General features: G+C 69.5%; 11 protein-coding genes and 1 pseudogene. 6 read left to right on the top strand and 6 right to left on the bottom strand.

Features of this window, described 5'->3' with window-relative positions:
* Positions 1-150: 150 nt before the first annotated feature.
* Positions 151-1,161 (top strand): metal-dependent hydrolase, encoded by a 1,011-nt coding sequence (locus FMP39_RS19660; RefSeq protein ID WP_141591864.1) that lies wholly within the window; start codon positions 151-153, stop codon positions 1,159-1,161.
* A gap of 69 nt (positions 1,162-1,230) precedes the next feature.
* Here the strand turns inward: FMP39_RS19660 and FMP39_RS19655 are convergent, their stop codons facing one another.
* The 5 genes from FMP39_RS19655 to FMP39_RS19635 form a co-directional block, all read right to left on the bottom strand.
* Complete coding sequence (locus FMP39_RS19655) at positions 1,231-2,667, bottom strand: DUF1552 domain-containing protein (RefSeq protein ID WP_141591863.1); 1,437 nt, start codon at positions 2,665-2,667, stop codon at positions 1,231-1,233.
* 5 nt (positions 2,668-2,672) lie between these two features.
* Positions 2,673-4,379: a DUF1592 domain-containing protein gene (locus FMP39_RS19650; RefSeq protein ID WP_141591862.1), complete on the bottom strand. Its 1,707-nt coding sequence runs from the start codon at positions 4,377-4,379 to the stop codon at positions 2,673-2,675.
* 196 nt (positions 4,380-4,575) lie between these two features.
* On the bottom strand, positions 4,576-5,286 hold the full coding sequence (gene rpiA, locus FMP39_RS19645) for a ribose-5-phosphate isomerase RpiA (protein ID WP_141591861.1): 711 nt from the start codon (positions 5,284-5,286) through the stop codon (positions 4,576-4,578).
* 76 nt (positions 5,287-5,362) lie between these two features.
* A complete protein-coding gene (locus tag FMP39_RS19640) occupies positions 5,363-6,730 on the bottom strand; it encodes an SBBP repeat-containing protein (protein ID WP_228558139.1) in 1,368 nt (455 codons plus the stop codon).
* 161 nt (positions 6,731-6,891) lie between these two features.
* Positions 6,892-7,647, bottom strand: coding sequence for an outer membrane beta-barrel protein (locus FMP39_RS19635; RefSeq protein ID WP_141591860.1), 756 nt, complete (start codon positions 7,645-7,647; stop codon positions 6,892-6,894).
* A gap of 182 nt (positions 7,648-7,829) precedes the next feature.
* Between FMP39_RS19635 and FMP39_RS19630 the strand changes: the two genes are divergently transcribed.
* From FMP39_RS19630 to FMP39_RS19620, 3 genes are read left to right on the top strand one after another with little or no spacing between them, the layout of a single operon-like run.
* Complete coding sequence (locus FMP39_RS19630) at positions 7,830-8,717, top strand: LysR family transcriptional regulator (RefSeq protein WP_228558138.1); 888 nt, start codon at positions 7,830-7,832, stop codon at positions 8,715-8,717.
* A gap of 48 nt (positions 8,718-8,765) precedes the next feature.
* Entirely contained in the window at positions 8,766-13,481 is a 4,716-nt protein-coding gene (locus FMP39_RS19625; RefSeq protein ID WP_228558137.1) for a trypsin-like peptidase domain-containing protein, read from the top strand.
* Positions 13,478-14,560: a serine protease gene (locus FMP39_RS19620; RefSeq protein WP_228558136.1), complete on the top strand. Its 1,083-nt coding sequence runs from the start codon at positions 13,478-13,480 to the stop codon at positions 14,558-14,560. Before FMP39_RS19625 ends, FMP39_RS19620 begins: the two co-directional genes overlap by 4 nt.
* Positions 14,561-14,566: 6 nt before the next feature.
* Here the strand turns inward: FMP39_RS19620 and FMP39_RS19615 are convergent, their stop codons facing one another.
* Positions 14,567-15,910, bottom strand: a complete 1,344-nt coding sequence (locus FMP39_RS19615) for a right-handed parallel beta-helix repeat-containing protein (protein ID WP_141591856.1) — start codon at positions 15,908-15,910, stop codon at positions 14,567-14,569.
* Positions 15,911-16,015: 105 nt separating this feature from the next.
* Here FMP39_RS19615 and FMP39_RS19610 point away from each other — a divergent pair, with 105 nt between their 5' ends.
* Both FMP39_RS19610 and FMP39_RS19605 read left to right on the top strand, forming a co-directional pair.
* Positions 16,016-16,384 carry an arsenate reductase family protein gene (locus FMP39_RS19610; RefSeq protein WP_011555454.1) on the top strand — a complete coding sequence of 123 codons (369 nt, stop codon included), beginning with the start codon at positions 16,016-16,018 and terminating at the stop codon, positions 16,382-16,384.
* An 89-nt stretch (positions 16,385-16,473) separates the two neighbouring features.
* Positions 16,474-16,950 (top strand): annotated as a pseudogene (locus tag FMP39_RS19605) (hypothetical protein); the annotation flags it as partial.

Raw genomic sequence — 16,950 nt, 5'->3', positions numbered from 1 at the left:
GCTGACGCCGGGCCTGGCCCGGTGACGCCACACCTGGAGCGGGACGTCGGGGATTTCCGGCGTCCCGCTTCGCCGTTTCAGGCGCCGGGCGAATGGCGCCTCCCCTGCCGCTGGCCACGCGGCCCGTGGGGCGATAGACGAAGCCACGCCATGGACAACCTCACCCACGGACTGCTCGGGCTCGCCATTGGCGCCATGCGCAAGCCCGACGTGCGCCCCGGCGCCCCGGAGCGCGCCTCCCCCACGGACCGCGCGGTGCTGGTGGCGTCGGTGCTCGCCGCGGAGCTGCCGGACCTGGACACCCTGCTGGCGCGCGGCGACGCGGTGACGGTGGCGCTCCAGGCCCACCGGGGGCTGTCCCACGCGCTCGTCGCCGCGCCGCTGGTGGCGCTCACCGCCACGCTGGCCGCCCGCGCCCTGTTTCGCGGCGCGCGGCTGGCGCCCGTGTTCCTCACCAGCCTGGCCTCCGTCGTCTTCGCGCACCTCCTGCCCGACTTGTGGACGGGCTGGGGGACGCGGGTGCTGCTGCCCTTCTCCGACAGCCGCCTGAGCCTGGACTGGACGATGGTGGTGGACCCCTGGGTGACGCTGCCGCTGCTCGGCGGAGCCATCCTGGCCTGGCGCCGGCGCGCGGACTGGCGACGGACGCTGCTGTGGAGCGCGGCCTGCTCCGTGGCGTACGTGGGCTTCCGCGTGGCCACCTGGGCGGTGCTGACGCAGCGGGTGGAGGCGGCCTACCCCGCCGCGCAGGCGGTGCGCGTCTTTCCCCTGCCCTTCTCCGTGAGCACGTGGCGCTACGTGGCCACGCTGCCCGGTGACGTCTTCGCCGCGGGAGATGTCCCCCTGGCCGGTCCGCCCTCAGAGGCCCGACGCGCGGAAGCCACCGGGAGCACGCTGCCGGAGCACGTGCAGGCCGTGCCGACGGTGCGCGAGGCGCTCGCATGGGCCCGCTTCCCACTCGTCCACATGGAGCCGCTGGCCGAAGGAGGTCGGAAGGTGCGCATCGCCGACCTGCGCTACCACCTGCGCGGCGAGCCAACGCTGGCCTTCGTCATCCACCTGGACGCGTCCAACGCGGTGACCCACGCGCAGTTGGAGCGCGGTGGCAGCGCCAGCGAGCTGCTGCGCAGGTGGCGAAGCGCTGACACCGCGGCGCCCTGAAGAAACACGAAGGCCCCGGCGGAAGCACGCGGCTCCCACCGGGGCCCGGACTTCAAGCCCGAGCGCCGCTCAGGTGAGGCCCGGCAGCTCCCCCGTGTAGTCGGGGTGGCCGAACGTATTCACATTCACGCCGAAGGCTCGGGCAATGGAGACCAGCAGCTTGTTGTGCGCCACGGCGCCACTCAGCCGCGTGCCGGGGCCCGCCCAGCCGCCCAGCGGGTTGGAGCCCGCGGGGCGCACGCGCAGGAAGCGGCCCATGCGGAAGCGTCCCCCCGCCCCGCCCGCGAGCACGGTGGGGACGCGCACGTTCATATGGCCGGACGCATCGCCCAGCTCGTTGCCCCAGTAGATGAGCGTGTTGTCCAGCGCGGTGCCGCTGCCCTCCGGGATGTTGGCCAACTGCGTCATCAGGTAGGCCAACTGCTCGGCGTACCAGCGCTGAATCAGCACCATCTTCCCGCGGATGGTGCTCCGGCGGGGCTCATCCTGCACATCGAGCAGGTGGGCGATGTCGTTGTGCGTGTCCTCGTGGATGCGCAGCCAGGGCATGGACGGCCCCGGAATCGTCATGGTGACGACGCGCGTCAGGTCACACGCGAAGGCGCGCGCGATGAGGTCCATGTGCAGCCGCGTCAGCGCCGGCATGTTGTTGAGGTCCCCCAGGCCGCCCAGGCCGTAGGACGGCGGAGCGGCGCCGCCACCGCAAACGGCCTCGCCGGACTGCTGCTTGGGGAGCGGCGCCGGCTCCACGGCCAGCGCCCCCAGACGCCGCTCGATGTCGCGCAGCGCCTCCAGGTGCGTCTCCAGCTTCTGGCGCTCGGCGCCCGCCAGGCGGTTGCGCAGGCGCGTGGCGTCCTTCATCAGGAAGTCCAGCAGGCTCTTGCGGCGCGCCCGGTTGCTCGCCACCTGCGCCGGGTCGGCGGTCGGCGAGGGCGCGTCACCGAAGAGGCGCTGGTACACGTTGGCCGGGTCGCGCTCGAAGGGGACGCGCGAGCCGTTCGCCGTGAAGCTGATGCTGTTGTAGACGTGCTGGCCGCCGAACTGCTCCCAGGCGTTAAGCTGCAGGGAGCGGAAGCGCGTGCCACCACCGATGTGGTTGCCCAGCACCTGGTCCAGCGAGGCGCTCTCCGGCAGGTGGTCCCCGCTGCCGGTGTTGACCTTGCTTCCGGTGAGGAACGTCACCGGGCCGCCCTCATGGCCCGTCAGGCCCTGCTCGTAGAGGACCTGGTAGTCGAGGCCGTCCAGCACCAGGAGCCTGTCCCGGTGCGGCTGGAGCGGCGAGAGCATGGAGTCGGGGAAGTCGAGCGTGAAGTTCGTCTCCGAGCCCTGGGGATTCCAGAGCTCCGGGAGGCAGCCGTGCGAGGTGAACAGGGCCACGAAGCGCAGCGGCGGCGTGGTGCCCTGGGCGTAGGCGTCGGTGGTGCCGAGCAGGTTGGCCAGGGGAAGCGCCGCCGTCGAGCCGGCCAGCGCCTGGAGCAGGGAGCGTCGGGAAAGTTCGCGGAGCATGGGGGCTACTCGGGGGAAGAGGTACGCCGGTGGACGAAATACGGGGAGCGCACGAGGCCGACGAGCGCATCGCCCATGCGCCACTCCGGGTTGGCCCGGAACATGGACCGCATGTCGGCCAGCATGTGCTCGTCGACGGGGGTCTCGTCACGTCCCATGGCGAAGCGGAAGAGCTGGAGCGGCACGCAGTCCCCCACGTCGTCGCTGGTCGCCAGCACGCGCGCCAGCGCCGCGGCGCCCGTGAAGGGGACCGTCCCCGTGGAGAGCTCGACGGCGCCGGAGGCATCCACCGCCAGGCCGTTCTCCACCGTGCGGTGCTTGCCCAGGCCGTCGAAGTCCTCGAAACCGAAGCCGATGGGGTCCAGGGTCCGGTGGCAGCCCGCGCACGTCGGGTTGTTGGTGTGGGCGGCGAAGCGCTCACGCGTGGTGCGGTCCAGCACCGGCTCCGGCGGGATGATGGAGATGGTCGCCGGCGGCGGCGGCACCTCGCGGCACAGCAGGCGGTGCATGATGAACTTGCCCCGGCGGATGGGCGAGCTGGAGTCGAAAAGCGCGTAGGTGGCCAGCACGCTGGCGTGGGTGAGGATGCCCGCGCGCTCTGCTGGCAGCGGCAGCCGGCCCAGCGTTCCGTCCGGCATGGAGGGCTGGGTGCCGTAGAAGTACGCCATGCGCGCGTCGGCGTAGGTGTAGTCGGCGTTGAGCAGCTCGCGGACGGAGCCGTTGCGCTCCTTCAGGATGTGATTGATGAAGGCCCGCGTCTCCGCCTGGCTGGAGACCTTGAAGGCCGCGCTGAACACCGGGAACACCTGGTTGTTCTTGGTGAGGTTGGCCTGGCCGGTGATGCCAATCCACTCCTCGACGAAGCGGTACAGGTGCCGCTGCGCCGCGGGGGTGGCCAGCAGCCGGCGGGCGTGCTTCTCACGCTCGTCCGGAGAGTCGAGCTGGCCCGCCTCGGCCGCGGCCATCAGCTCCGCGTCGGCGGGGCCGGCGGTGATGGCGAAGGCCAGCGCGGTGGCGACTTCATGCGGCGTCATCCGCACCACCTGATTGGCGCCGGCACCTTCCGCGCCCAGCTCGGTGCGGTACAGGAAGGACGCCGAGGAGAAGATGCCCTGGAGCACCATGCGGGCCCCGGTGCCCGGGTCCGTCCCCCTGCTCGATTCCTGCCACAGCACCAGGAGGTCGGCGACCTCGTCGTCGGTGACGGGCCGGCGGTAGGCGTGCGAGGCGATGCCGCGGATGAACTTCTCCGCGCACTCCAGATCCGGAACGCCCGCCGCGCACGTCCAGTCCGCGCGCAGTTGGACCTTGCCGTACTCCGCGAGGTTGTTCGCGGCCACGTCAATCTGGTCCGCCAGCAACGACGTGACCTGCAGCCGGTCATGGGTGGAGAACCCGAGGATGGTGTCCTCCGGCGCGAAGGCGTACGTCATCACCAGCGGCACCGTCGTGGGGAAGATGGCGTTGACGCTGTTGTCGTACTCCGCACGCGTCATGCGCCGCACACGCGTCGCCGATGCCTCGTCGACTTCAGGAGGCGTCCCCCCTGGCGGGGTTTTGTCGGAAGAACACGACGCTGCTGACAGCAGCAAGGCCGCGGAAACAGAGAAACGGAAGAGTCGCATACGCAAGGCACCCTCGGACCAGCCACCCCCAGATTGGCCCCCTCTGAAGTGCTGGCTGGCAGACGATTCTAACCGCTTCACCAACACGGTCCGTCACGATTCTAGCGCGACGCTTCAGTGCCCCTGTGCGTCCAGGCGAGCTGCGGGATTGCGCTGGAATTGGCTCCAAACGCCAGTGAATGCAAGGATTACAGAATAAACTGGCCGCACAATCGCCTACGTTGCCACTGTTTGTCTTCTGGGTAAGAGAGGACTCTGGGTGCGCGTTCACACCGCGTTGACATCAGCGCGCGCGGTGCGCCACGCCCTTCGGACCCGCCACCACCAGGTCCGTGGTGAGGTTCAGGAACAAGCCGTGGCCCACGATTCCCGCGCGCGCGCCCAGGCTCGCGGCCAACGCCGCGGGCGCGTCGATGGGGCCGAAGGCGCAGTCGAGCACGAGGTTTCCCTGGTCCGTGAGGAAGGGCTCGCCGCCAGCGCCCTGCCGGACGGTGACGCGCGCGCCAAGTGATTCGAGGAACCGCGCCTGGGAGCGCCAACCGAAGGACATCACCTCCACCGGCACCGGCCAGTGCGAGCCCAGCACGGGGGAGAGCTTTCCCGCGTCCACCACGATGACGACGCGCCGGCTGGCTTGCGCGACGATCTTCTCGCGCAGCAGCGCGCCACCTCCGCCCTTGATGAGGGACAGGTCCGGCGCCACTTCGTCCGCGCCGTCGAGGGTGACGTCCAGCACGGGGTGCGCGTCCAGCGTCGACACGGGCACGCCCAACGAGCGAGCCAACGCCTCCGTGGCGCGCGAGGTGGGCACGCCCACGACGTCCAGCAACCGTCCCCGCGCGCGCAGCGCGGCCAGATGCTGGACGACGAAGGCCGCGGTGCTGCCCGTGCCCAGCCCCACCACCATGCCCGGCTGGACGAAGCCGTCCACCGCCCATTCGGCGGCCGCTTGTTTGTAGCGGGCCGTCGCCGCGCCGTCGCCCTGCTGGCTCATGGCGGAAGCGTAGCGCGGCTTCGCGCGGTGGCCGCTTGCCCCCGCGCGCGATGTCCCGTGCTGGACGGCGAACGGCTCAGAGGGCCTTGGAGTCCCATCGGGGCGCCCACGGCCCTGGCTCATCCGGCAACGCGGCGCCATCCAGGAAGCGGTACAGCACCGCGTCGTAGCCCCCCGCGCTGGGGAAGCTGGACGTCTGCCCCAAGGTGTAGCCCACCAGATAGATGGCGCCGTCCTCCGCGATGGCCACGCCCTGGCCACGGTCCGCCGACGTGGAGCCCACCTGCCGGAAATCCAGCCACGTGCCGTGGATGTCGTAGGTGGCCAGGAACATGTCGGTGCTCCCGAGCGACGGCTCGCCGCCCATGGCGCCGGAGGTGAATCCCGCCAGGTAGACACGGCCCTCCTTGCTCACCGCCACGGACTGCGCATAGTCGGTGGTCGCCGTGCCAATCTGCCGCGTCCAATGCCAGTTGCCTTGGGTGTCGTACTTCACCAGCACGGCGTCATAGGAGCCCAGGCGGGTGCTCCCCTCCAGCGCGCCCGACGTGTAGCCCGACACATAGACGCCGCCGTCGTCCGCCACCGCGACGCCGGTGCCGAACTCGTCATGCGAGGAGCCGAGCTGGCGAACCCACTGCGGCTCGCCCAGGATGCTGTACTTCGTCAGGAACAGGTCCACCGTGTTGCCCGGGTTCGTCACGCCGTCGAGGCTGCCGTAGGTGTAGCCCGTGACGTAGATGTCCTCGTTGGGGCTCACGGCCACGCCCAGCGCCACGTCGCTGCGCGCGGAGCCGAACTGGCGCAGCCAGTAGGGATTGCCGCCCGTGTCGAACTTGGCCACCACCACGTCGTAGTTGCCTTGCGGCGCCGAGCCATCGAAGCGCCCCAGTGAGTAGCCACTGACGAAGACGACGTCATGCGACGCCAGCCGCGTGGCGGCGATTCCCGTGGCGTAGTCATCCGTGGCGGTGCCGAACTGCCGGACCCACTGGAAGGCCCCCTTCTCGTCGTACTTCGCCACGAACAGGTCCGTGCCGCCGGCGTTCTCGTAGAAGCTGAAGCTGCCCCACGTGTAGCCCGCGACGTAGACGTTGCCGGCTTCATCCGCGGACACCGCGAGCGCGCGGTCATTCGCGGACGTTCCCAGCTGCCGCGTCCACAGCAGCGCGCCCGAGGCGTCGTACTTCGATACGTAGGCGTCCTGCCCCCCCGCCGAGGGCTCCGCGTCGAGCTGCCCGCTGGTGTAGCCCGCCGTATAGACGGCGTTGCCGGAGGTGGTGACGGCCTGTGCCAGTTCGTCCTGCGGGCCGCCGGACTGGTGCACCCAACTGGTGACCTGTTGAAGCGGAGGCGCCTTTGCGATTGAGGCCCCGGGAAGACTCAGCAGCGCCCATCCACCCAGGACTCCGCACGCGCTCCACCGCTGCCAACCACGAACCATGGGCGACTCCTCGGGATGAAAATCTCTGCCCGCACTCTACGCAGCCAGCAGGCGTTGAGAATCCCGAACGACGACGTCCCCGGTAGGGAAACATGTGACGCGGCGTGTTGGCACCGCGTCACTTGAGACTGCGCGTGAAACACAAACCCGGCTATTCCGGATTAGAGGTTCCAGGTCCCGCGAACTCCGAGCATGAGCAAGCCATAGGGGCCATCGCCCACCTGCTCCAGCGGCGTCTCCTGCGTGAGATTGATGGCGGGGATGTTCACCGTCGAGGTGCCGCTGCGCGTGGTGTAGCGAGCATACGTGCCCGTCAGGTACGGGCCGAACGACAGCGAATCCGACAGCCGCCACTTGCCGCCCAGGGTCAGGTTCACGAACTCAGGGCCGCGCGACTGGCTGTCAATCTCCACCGTTCCGGGCGCGGGCTGGGTGATGGGACCGGAGACCTTGTTGTTGAGCAGGACCATGCCCACGCCCAGCCCCACGAAGGGGTCGAACGAGGCGTCCGGCGCGAAGTGATACTGCACGTGGGGACCGAAGCGGATTTGCGACGTGGAGCAGTCGTAGCCTTCCGGGCACGTGTACGGGTTCGTCTTCGTCAGCACGTGCGAGTACTGGCCGAACGCGCCCACGTACCAGCGCGAGGTGACGCGGTAGCCCGCCTCCAACAGGAAGGCGATGCCCCCATTGGCCGCGTCGCTGAGCTTCAGGTCGCGGACCTGCCGGTCCAGCCCCGCACCCTCCCGGTAGACGTAGCCGGCGCCCACCTGGAAGCCGACCCCCACGGTGAGTTCCAGGCCACTGCGCTCATCCCGCGCGGAGGACTCCAGCGCCTGCGCCTCCTCCTGCGCGCTCGCGCTCGTGGAGGCCAGCAGTGACACCACAGCCAGGGCCCTAGACAGCTTTCCCGTCATATTCCCCTCCGTCGAGGTGGGTGCTCTCGGAGCACCTCACTGTGAGGGACTGTAGGGCGGCTCTCACACCCGGCATAGGGCGCGCAGCGTCATGCGTCATTAAGCAGCCAGTCCAGCGCAGAGGACGCGGACTGAGCACAGAGAACTGCCTGTATCTGTCTGAAGATTGCACAATGTCGGGCATGAACGTCACGTTGGAGCATGCCCGCGCCCTGGACGCCCTCGCCCGCCATGGCACCTTCACCGCCGCGGCGGAGGCCCTGCGAAAGGGACACACGGCGGTGATGTACGCGCTGCGCACGCTCGAGGCGCAGACGGAGCTGACGCTGCTCGACCGGCGCGGCTACCGCACCCGGCTGACGCCCGCCGGGGAACGGATTCTGGAGCACTGCCGCAAGCTGCTGGCCGCCGAGCGCGAGTTGGAGGCCGCGTGCGCGGAGATTCGCGCCGGCTGGGAGCCCGCGCTGCGCATCGTCTTCGACGGCATCTTCCCCGCCGAGCCCCTGCTGCGCGTGCTGAAGGAATTGCGCGCCGAGGGCGCCAGCACCCGCTTCCACGTCTCCGCGGAGTTCCTCTCCGGCGTGGAAGCGGCCTTCGTGCGCGAGGAGGCGAACCTGATGGTGACGCTGCTGCCGCCCACCGTGCCGGGCCTCCGCACGTACCGCCTGCCGGAGCTCAAGGCCATCCTGGTGGCCCACCGGGGCCATCCCCTCGCCCGGCGGCGGGGACCGTTGAAGGACGAGGATCTGGCCGAGCACCTGGTGCTCACGGTGCGCGGCTCGGACCCGCGGCTCCAGCTCAGCACCGGCGAGTTGGAGGCACGCTCCACGGTGCATCTCAATGACTTCGCGGCGAAGAAGGCGGCCATCCTGGAGGGGCTGGGCTTCGGGTGGCTGCCCGAATACATGGCCACCCGCGAGCTGCGCCGGGGCGAGCTGAAGGCCCTGAAGCTGGCGGGTGACGCCACCCACGCGTTCCGCCCCCAGCTCCACCACCACGCGGACATCCCCCTGGGGCGGGCCGCCCGCCGAATCGTGCAAGCGCTCACGGAGACAGAATCCACCTCTTGAGTGCGCCTGGAATCAGCTCAGGGTGCGCGTGCTAGCTTCGCGCGCATCATGAAAGGCAGTGACCTCCGAGAAGGCGTCGTTCGCGTGTTGAGCCGGGATCGGCAGCGCGTCCTCGGGACAGGGCTCCTCGTCACCGAGCGCCTGGTGGTGACGTGCTGGCACGTGCTCGACACGCTCAGCGACACCGAGCGTGACGCCATCTGCCTGGAGGTGCTGCAGAGCCACGAGAAGGCCACGGCGCGACTGCGGCTCGATGCATCGAGCCCCACGGAGGTGGCGGACCTCGCGGTGCTGACGCTGACGCGCCCGCTCCGAGGGCCGTTCACGCCGCTGCCCCTGGGCAGCGCGGAGCGGAGCGCGGACCACCGCTTCGCCACGTTCGGGTTTCCACGGGGCTTCGATGACACGGGCACGTGGGCCCGCGGCACCATCGGCTATGCGACGGGGGACGGCGACTTTCGCAAGCTGCTGCTGCACGGCTCGGACATCCGGGAGGGCTTCAGCGGTGCGCCCCTCTTCGATGAGCAGACGCGGCGCGTGGTGGGTGTGGTGCGCTTCAAGGCCGTGGGCTCGGAGGCGCGGGAGGCGTACGCGACGCCCACGGAGCAGTTGCTCGCGCGCTGTCCGGAGCTGAGTGCTTCGGAGGACTGCCCCTACCGGGACCTGGCGTCATTCCGTGAATCGGACGCGCGGTTCTGGAAGGGACGCGGGCGGGTGCTAGACGAACAGTTGCTGCCGCTGCTCGCGAGGCTGCCCCGATTCGTGGAGGTCTCCGGCCCTTCGGGCAGTGGCAAGTCGTCGCTGCTCCACGCGGGGCTGATTCCCGCGCTGCGGGACGGAACGTTCATTCCGGGCAGCCAGCACTGGGACGTCCGGGCCCTGCGCCCGGGGTTGGAGCCGTTCGCCGCGTTGGATGGCGCGGGCCTGCCCGCTGGAGAGGGGTTGGTCGCGCGCGTCCAGGCGTGGCGCGCCGCGAATCCGGAGCCAGGGAAGCGGCTGGTGCTGGTCATCGACTCGTTGGAGGACGTGCTCCTTCGCGGAAGCAGCGCGGAGCTGGCGCAACATCAACGATTCCTCCAGCAGCTCTCCGCGCTCGCGGATGAGTCGTTGCCCGTGACGTGCGTGGTGGCCCTGCGCGAGGGCTTCGACGCGGTGCTGTCCGAGCGCGCGCCGAGGCTGCGCACCTTGCTCGGTGAGCACCGGGTGCAGGTGCCATCGGTGCTGACGCCCTCGGAGCTGCGGGACATCATCGCCGGCCCGGCCCGGGAGGTGGGCCTGCGCTTCGACCCACCCGAGGTGGTGGATTCCATCGCCCTGGCCGCGCAGGAGGAGTTCCGCGTGGAGTCTGGCGCGGGCGCTCGCGTCACCGTGCTTCCGTTGCTGGAGGTCGCGCTGACGCAGCTATGGCAGGCGTCGCGGGATGGCGCGATGACCCTGGAGGCCTTCAACGCCAGCGCGGGGCTGCTCGGTTCGCTGGCGCGCTGGGCGGACAGCGTCTACGAACCGCTGAAGCCCTCGGAACGCCTGCTGGCGGACCGGCTGTTGCTGGAGCTGGTGCAGTTGGGTGAGGCGGACAGCGGCCTGGAGGACAAGGGGCGCCGAGTGCCGCTGGAGGTGCTGCGCGGGCGCCTGGGTGAGCAGGCCGAGGTGGACGCGGTGCTCCAGGTGCTCGTCAACGGACGGCTCCTGGTGACGGCCCAGGACGGGCACCGGCAGCAGGAGACGGTGGAGCTGATTCACGACGCGCTCCTCACGCACTGGCAGCGCTTCGTGAAGCTGCGCACCGAGGACCGGGCCTTCCGCCGGTGGCACGAAGCCGTGCAGGCCGACGCGGAGCGCTGGTGGGAAGCGGAGCACGCTCAGCAGCGACAGGAGGCCGAGCACCGGCTGCTGCGAGGCGAGGCGCTCACCCACGCGCAGGCGATGGTCACGCGCCATCCGCACCCAACCAGCGCACGGGTCCAACGGTACGTCCTGCGCGGCCAGGAAGCGGAGCGGAGCCGGTACGGCCGGACACGGCGAAACCTGTGGCTCGCCCTGGGTGCCTCCGTCAGCGCGCTGCTGGGCGTGAGCGGGTTCTACCTCCGGGCGGTGGATTCCGAGCAGCAGGCCGTGGCCGCGAAGGATGCGGCTGAGATTGCCGTGGCCGCCGAGGCCGCGACCTCGAAACAGCTCTCCTTGCAGTTGCGCATCTCCCAAGCCGATTCCGTGGTGAGCCTGTCGCGCAGCCCTGGCCGCGAGGTGGAGGCACTCACGCAGGCCATCCAACTCGCGGGAAGCCCGCCGGCAGGTGCGGACGCAGCCCAGGACGAAGTGACCGAAGCACTGACCGAGGCCATCGCCGCCTTCCTCTACTCCGCCCCCTTGTCCACGGAGCTCGAGGCCCGCACCGTCGGCGCGTTCTCTCCAGACTCAGGTCATCTCCTCACACGAGGCGTCGTGCTGACTCCGTCCATGCGGTTCGTCAGCCGGCTCTGGGACGTCCGCACCGCCAGCCTGCTGCGCGAGTTCGAGTCCGTCGACCTGTGCCCGAAGGGCGCGCTCGTGGAATGCACGGACGCGCTGTACGCCGACGTTTCAGGGGAAGACACCCACGCCTTTGGCTTCTCGCCTGGGGATGGAACGCTTTGGCTGGGAGGGCGCCGAGGCACCCTGTTCAGGTGGAGCCACCAGGGCGCTGTGCCCTCCATTCCGGATGCCCACCAGGACAGGATTACAGCCATTTCGTTCTCGGACAGCGGCGACCGCGTGCTGTCCGCCAGTCGCGACCGCAGGGTGAAGCTCTGGGATGCGAACACCGGACGGACATTGCGCGAGCTGACCTTCCAGGAGCCCTGCACCCAGGCCGTGCTGTCGGGCGACTCGCGTTACGCATGGGTGGGCGGTGAAGAACTGACGTGCCTCTACGACCTGACCTCCGATGCGCGCCTCATCCGTTGCATCACGACGCATGACCCGGGCCCCTCGGTCGCCTTCTCTCCTTCGAGCAGGCTTGCCGTGCTCGGCGACCGGCGCGGCGAAGTCAGCCTCCGTCTGCTGGAGCTGCCCTCTGGCCGGGACCTTCATCGCCCGCTCACGAAACTCGAAGGGCACGCGCTCATGCCGTCTTTCGAAGACGAATGCAGCCTCTCGGCCTTCGACGACATCTTCTCCTCGGCGCTCACCGTGCGCTTCTGTGACAGAGGGTCTGGCAACGCCACCGGAAGCGCGGCATCCCCGCGGATGCGAACACGCTGGACGCCCATTCCCCTCCATGGACGCCTCTTCGAGAACGGGCGGCGCGCCGTCGAGTTCGCCGAAAATCCCGTGGGCGCCCATCCCTTCATCCGGGTTCCCCAGGCAACCCTGCGCTGGATGTTTCGCCAGGGGCCTTTGGAGTCCCGGGCGGAGCGGGCCCTGAGCGCGCCGGATGGACGCACGCTCCTCGTCCAGACCGAACCCGGCCTCACGCGGAAGAACATCGATATCTCCACCTGGAGCGAGTACGTGCCGGGCGGCTTCGCCGTGTCCAGGGACCTGCGTTGGATGGCGGTGAGGGAGCCGCAAAGCGGCCAGCTCTCACTCGTTGACAGGGAGACCTCGAACCAGACAGCACTGGGCGCGTGTGACGTCGAAGGCGTGTATCCGCCCCTGGAGGGCGCCTTCTCTCACGACGGCCAGTACCTCGCCGTCCGCTGCGGCGTGAAGGTCCGGTTCTGGGACGTGGCGCAGGCGAACCTTGGACCGCGCACACAGCCGCCGCCCATCGAAGCAGGAATCAACCTGACCTCGCTCCCCGCGCACTGGCGATGGCGGCACGTCACCCCCACGGAGGACCCCGCCACCGAGAGCATCCTGGCGTCGCCTCGCCCCCGTGCGCACCTCCAGCGGACCGAGGTGCCCGGCGAGGGCGCGTGTCAGACGCAGAGGACGTTCTCCCAGAGCGCCCTCGTCGAGTTCGCCCCCAGCGGCAGATACTTCGCGATTGAGGACGAACGCTCCGTCTACCTGGGCTCGGCCCGAGACTGCCGGCTGACGCGGGAAGCGCCTCTGGCCACCGCTGCGACGACATCCCAGGGCGCCTCGTTTTCACCAGACGGCGAGCGTTTCGTCACCCTCTCCAACGTGCCCGAGTCCTCCGCGCTCTGGGAAAGCGCCACGGGGACGAAGCTGGCGCCACTGCCCACGAGCCTGGGAGCCGCCGTCATGGCGTTCTCACCGGACTCCAAGTACTTCGCGGTCGCCAACCATCCCGACGTCTACTGGATGGGACAGGCCTACCTCTTCGACGCCACCAACGGCGAGAAGAAGCCCCTTGCGGCCATCGACGGGAAGGTGAAGGCGCTCTCCTTCTCTCCTGATACGTCCCGGCTCGTCGCGGTGACAGACGATGCCATCCACCTCTTCGACCCGAACTCAGGCGCGCTCGTGCGCAGAATCGACGTGAGCACGGATAGCCACGTGAAGGTCCGCCATGCACAAGCGCGCTTCGGTGTCTCGGACACGGCGGGCAAGCTCCACTTCTGGCGAACCTCCGATGGCCGGCATGTGGCAGAGCTGCACCAGGGCTACCGCTCCGGCCTGGAGATGGTGCCCGATGAGATGGGCACGCGCATCGCCACCTTCGACTCGGACGGAGCCTATGTCTTCTCGCTCCGGCCGGACGACCTGCTGCGACAGGCCTGCACGCTCATGCGCGGACGGCGCGAGTACGCACCGGTCCAGTCCATCTGCGACACCTTCCTTCCCCCAGCGGCTCCCCTGGCGGGCCTGCCGACGCCGTGAGGCACGACGTCTCCATGAGCGCCACCCAGCAAGCCCGTGAGCCGTTGCACCGAGCACGCCGCACCCTCCGCGACCTGTCGAAGGTCCGCGAGGCACTGCACCCTGAGGGCGTGGAGGCGCTCGTCGCCACACACTTTCCCCCTTCCTGGCGCGTGCCCACCTCCGTCGTCGGCAAGGTGACTGCCGACGCTCTGCGTGACGAACTCCGTGACTTGCTGACGACGGGCGCGCAGGTCCTCGCGCGGCTGGAGCATTCAGGGGAGGACACGTCCCTCTCCGAAACCGAGCGGACAGCGCTGGAAACGGTCGTCGCCTTCTTCGGGCGCCCTGCCCTCGCCATCCGGAACGGCAGCTTCGGTGCGCCGCCCGTGGGGTGGGAGATGTTGGAGCCACACCGCGAGCACATCGAGCGGACCATCGACGCCACCGGGCGCATCGAACTGGCCGGAAGCGGCATGCTCGGCACGGGCTTCCTGGTGACCGATGAGCTGGTGATGACCAACCGTCACGTCGCGCAGCACTTCTGCCGGCAGGCGACGGACAAGTGGGTGCTGCGGCTCGGCGTGGTGCCTCGGGTGGACTGGCTGGGGGAGCACCAGCGCGATGCCCAGGCCACCTTCCCCATCCAAGGCGTCGCGGCGGTTCACACCGTGCATGACCTGGCGCTGCTGCGGCTGGGCGCTCCCAAGGGGGCGGTGCTGCGTCCCGCCCCGCTGCGGCTCGCCACCCAAGCACCGGACGCGACGGACTCCCGCGCCTTGTACTGCGTGGGCTACCCGATGAAGGACCACAGCCGGACGCCGCCCGAGGTGCTGCTGCGCATCTTCGCGGATGCCTTCGGCGTGAAGCGACTCCAGCCAGGAGAGCTGCTCTCGCTCGACCCGGCCCGGCAGCAGCTCTCCCATGACTGCTCCACGTTGGGAGGCAGCTCCGGCTCGCCCATCGTCGATTTGGAGACGCACGCGGTGCTCGGCCTGCACTTCGGTGGCACCCGGCAGGAGAATCACGCCGTCGCGCTGTGGCAACTGGCGGACGACCCGCTGCTGAGCCGCGCGGGCGTCCGCTTCGCCACGCCGTGAGGGCCGTTACTGCGTCACCACGCCGCAGTCGCCCGTCATGTTCGTGGCCGGCTGTCCATTCACCGTGTTGCCAGTGAAAACGTTGTCGCGGGTGATGACCAGCTCCCCCGTATTCGACCCGCGGTTGCAGGTGATGACACCTCCGGCCCCGCCCCGATTGTTCACGAAGCGGTTGCCTCGCATGACGACGGTCCGCGATCCGCCGATGTCCTCCAACTGGACGGCCGCGCCGGGGCCCAGCGGGATGAAGTTGCCATCGAACACGTTGCCCTCCAGCAGGTCATTGTCCGGCTGGAAGTAGTGGATGGCGGCACCACCGCCCAGGTCAAAGATGCCCTGGGGGTTGGGCCACGTGAGGATGGGCCGGTCCCAGAGGTCGCTCGTCAGCGAGCCGCCGAAGGCCTGCACGAAGTTGCCCCGGAACGTGTTGCCGCGCAGCACCGTGTTGCGACCATGGGTGATGCACACCGCTCCACCGCCGGCCATCGAAGAGGTGCCCGGCTGTGCGAAGCGGTCGATTTCACGGATGCGGTTGTTCTCGAAGACGGTGTTCTCCACTCGCGAGCCGTCGGTGAACATCAGGTCCAACGCGCCGCAGTTGGCGGAGGACTCGTTGTCACGGAACACCGAGTCCGTAATCGTCACCGCCCCCGGGTAGTAGACCCACAGCGCGCCACGGGTCCAATCGCGGTCGCTGTTGTATTGGTTCTTGCGCACCTTCTCGAAAATCATGTGCTCGAACACCGGGTTGCCCGAGCCCACGGAGTTGGCGCCGTAGAAGTTCATCCCCCACCAGCCATGGGGGTTGGTGGACGTCAGCAGCACGGGCGCATCCGCCGTTCCCCGGACCTGGATGGCGCCGTACACGCGGACCTCCACGCGGCCCGCCTGGTGGTTCATCACATTGTCGGGGGCGTCCGAGTCCACGTCCCGCTCCGTCACCTCCGGCCGGCCACGGAAGTCCAGGATGACGCCCGGCCCCACCGTCAGCACCTGCCCGTGGGGAATGGTGACGACCCCGTTTGAATCCCCCTCCACCCGGTACGGCGAGCCCTCCACCGTGAGCCGTCCCGTCAACGTCCCCCTGACAATCGTGCCGCCATCCTCGGGGACCTCGATGTCCGGACCCGCGTCCGGCGTGCCCGCGTCGGTGCCACTGTCCGGCGTGCCCGCGTCGCCGTCACTGCCCGCATCCGTGCCGCTGTCCGGCGTGCCTGAGTCCGCGCCGCCGTCCGGCACGCCCGCGTCGTCTCCGGGAACGGGCCTGTCATCCGGCCCCGACGAACAGGCAACGAGCACCAGGACCACGGGTAGCGCGAACAGCGAGCGCGGGAAGCGGGAGGCTCTCATGTCCCGTCGCGCTAACACGCGCTGCTGGCGGCTCGCAAACCGGGTCCGGACGCCCCCGGGACTCATCGCTGGGAGGGACGCGGGTGCCCTGTTACAAGCGCGCACATGGCGAAAGACGTCCTCGTTCTCTCATACTCGGGCTGTGGCACCTGCAAGAAGGCGCTGAAGTGGTTGCAGGAGCAAGGTATTGCCCACCAGGTGCGCCCCATCGTCGAGATGCCGCCCACCGTGGCGGAGCTGAAGCAATGGATTGCTCGCAGCGGTGTCTCCGTCCGCAAGTGGCTCAACACCAGCGGCCAGAGCTACCGCGCGCTCGGCAAGGCGAAGGTGGATGCCGCCAGTGACGCGGAGCTGGTCGAGTGGCTGGCCGCGGATGGGAAGCTGGTGAAGCGCCCCGTGCTCGTCACCGGTGACACCGTCCTCGTCGGCTTCAAGCCCGAGGCCTACGAGCAGCACTTCGCCTCGCGCGGCTGAGCCCCGCCAGCAGGGCAGGCGACCTGGCGAGCCCACGGCGGGCCGCCTCTCGCCGACCGGGGCGTCGAGTGAAGACTTCATGTCTTCTCATGGAGACCGGCTCACGACGTCCGCTCGGCGAGATTCTCCTGGAACAGGGAGTGCTCAACCGCGCTCAGCTCCGGGTGGGATTGGTGCATCACCATGAGGTGCATGTCCCGCTCGGGCGGGCGCTGGTGCGTGAGGGACTCTGCTCCGAAGCCGACGTGCTCCGCGGACTCGCCGAGCAGTTCGGCGTGGAGGCGGTGGACCTGGAACGGACCCCGCCAGACGCCAGGCTGCTGAACCACATCCCCGCTCGCGTGGCGCGCCAGTATCGGGTTGTCCCGCTGCGCGTCGAAAAGGTGCTGCTGGACCAGGGCGAGCGGGAAGTGCTCCACATCGCGCTGCCCGCCCCCGTGTCGCTGGATGCGGTTGACGCCGTCCGCGCCGTGTCCGGAATGCCACGCGTCGAAGCGCATATCGCCTCGGACGCGGCGCTGGCCCGCGCGCTGTCCGACCTCTATGGCATCGAGACGCCCGCCGAG

The sequence above is a fragment of the Myxococcus sp. AB056 genome (assembly GCF_006547365.1).
Classification (GTDB): Bacteria; Myxococcota; Myxococcia; order Myxococcales; family Myxococcaceae; genus Myxococcus; species Myxococcus virescens.
This window is presented reverse-complemented; position numbering and strand designations above follow the sequence as displayed.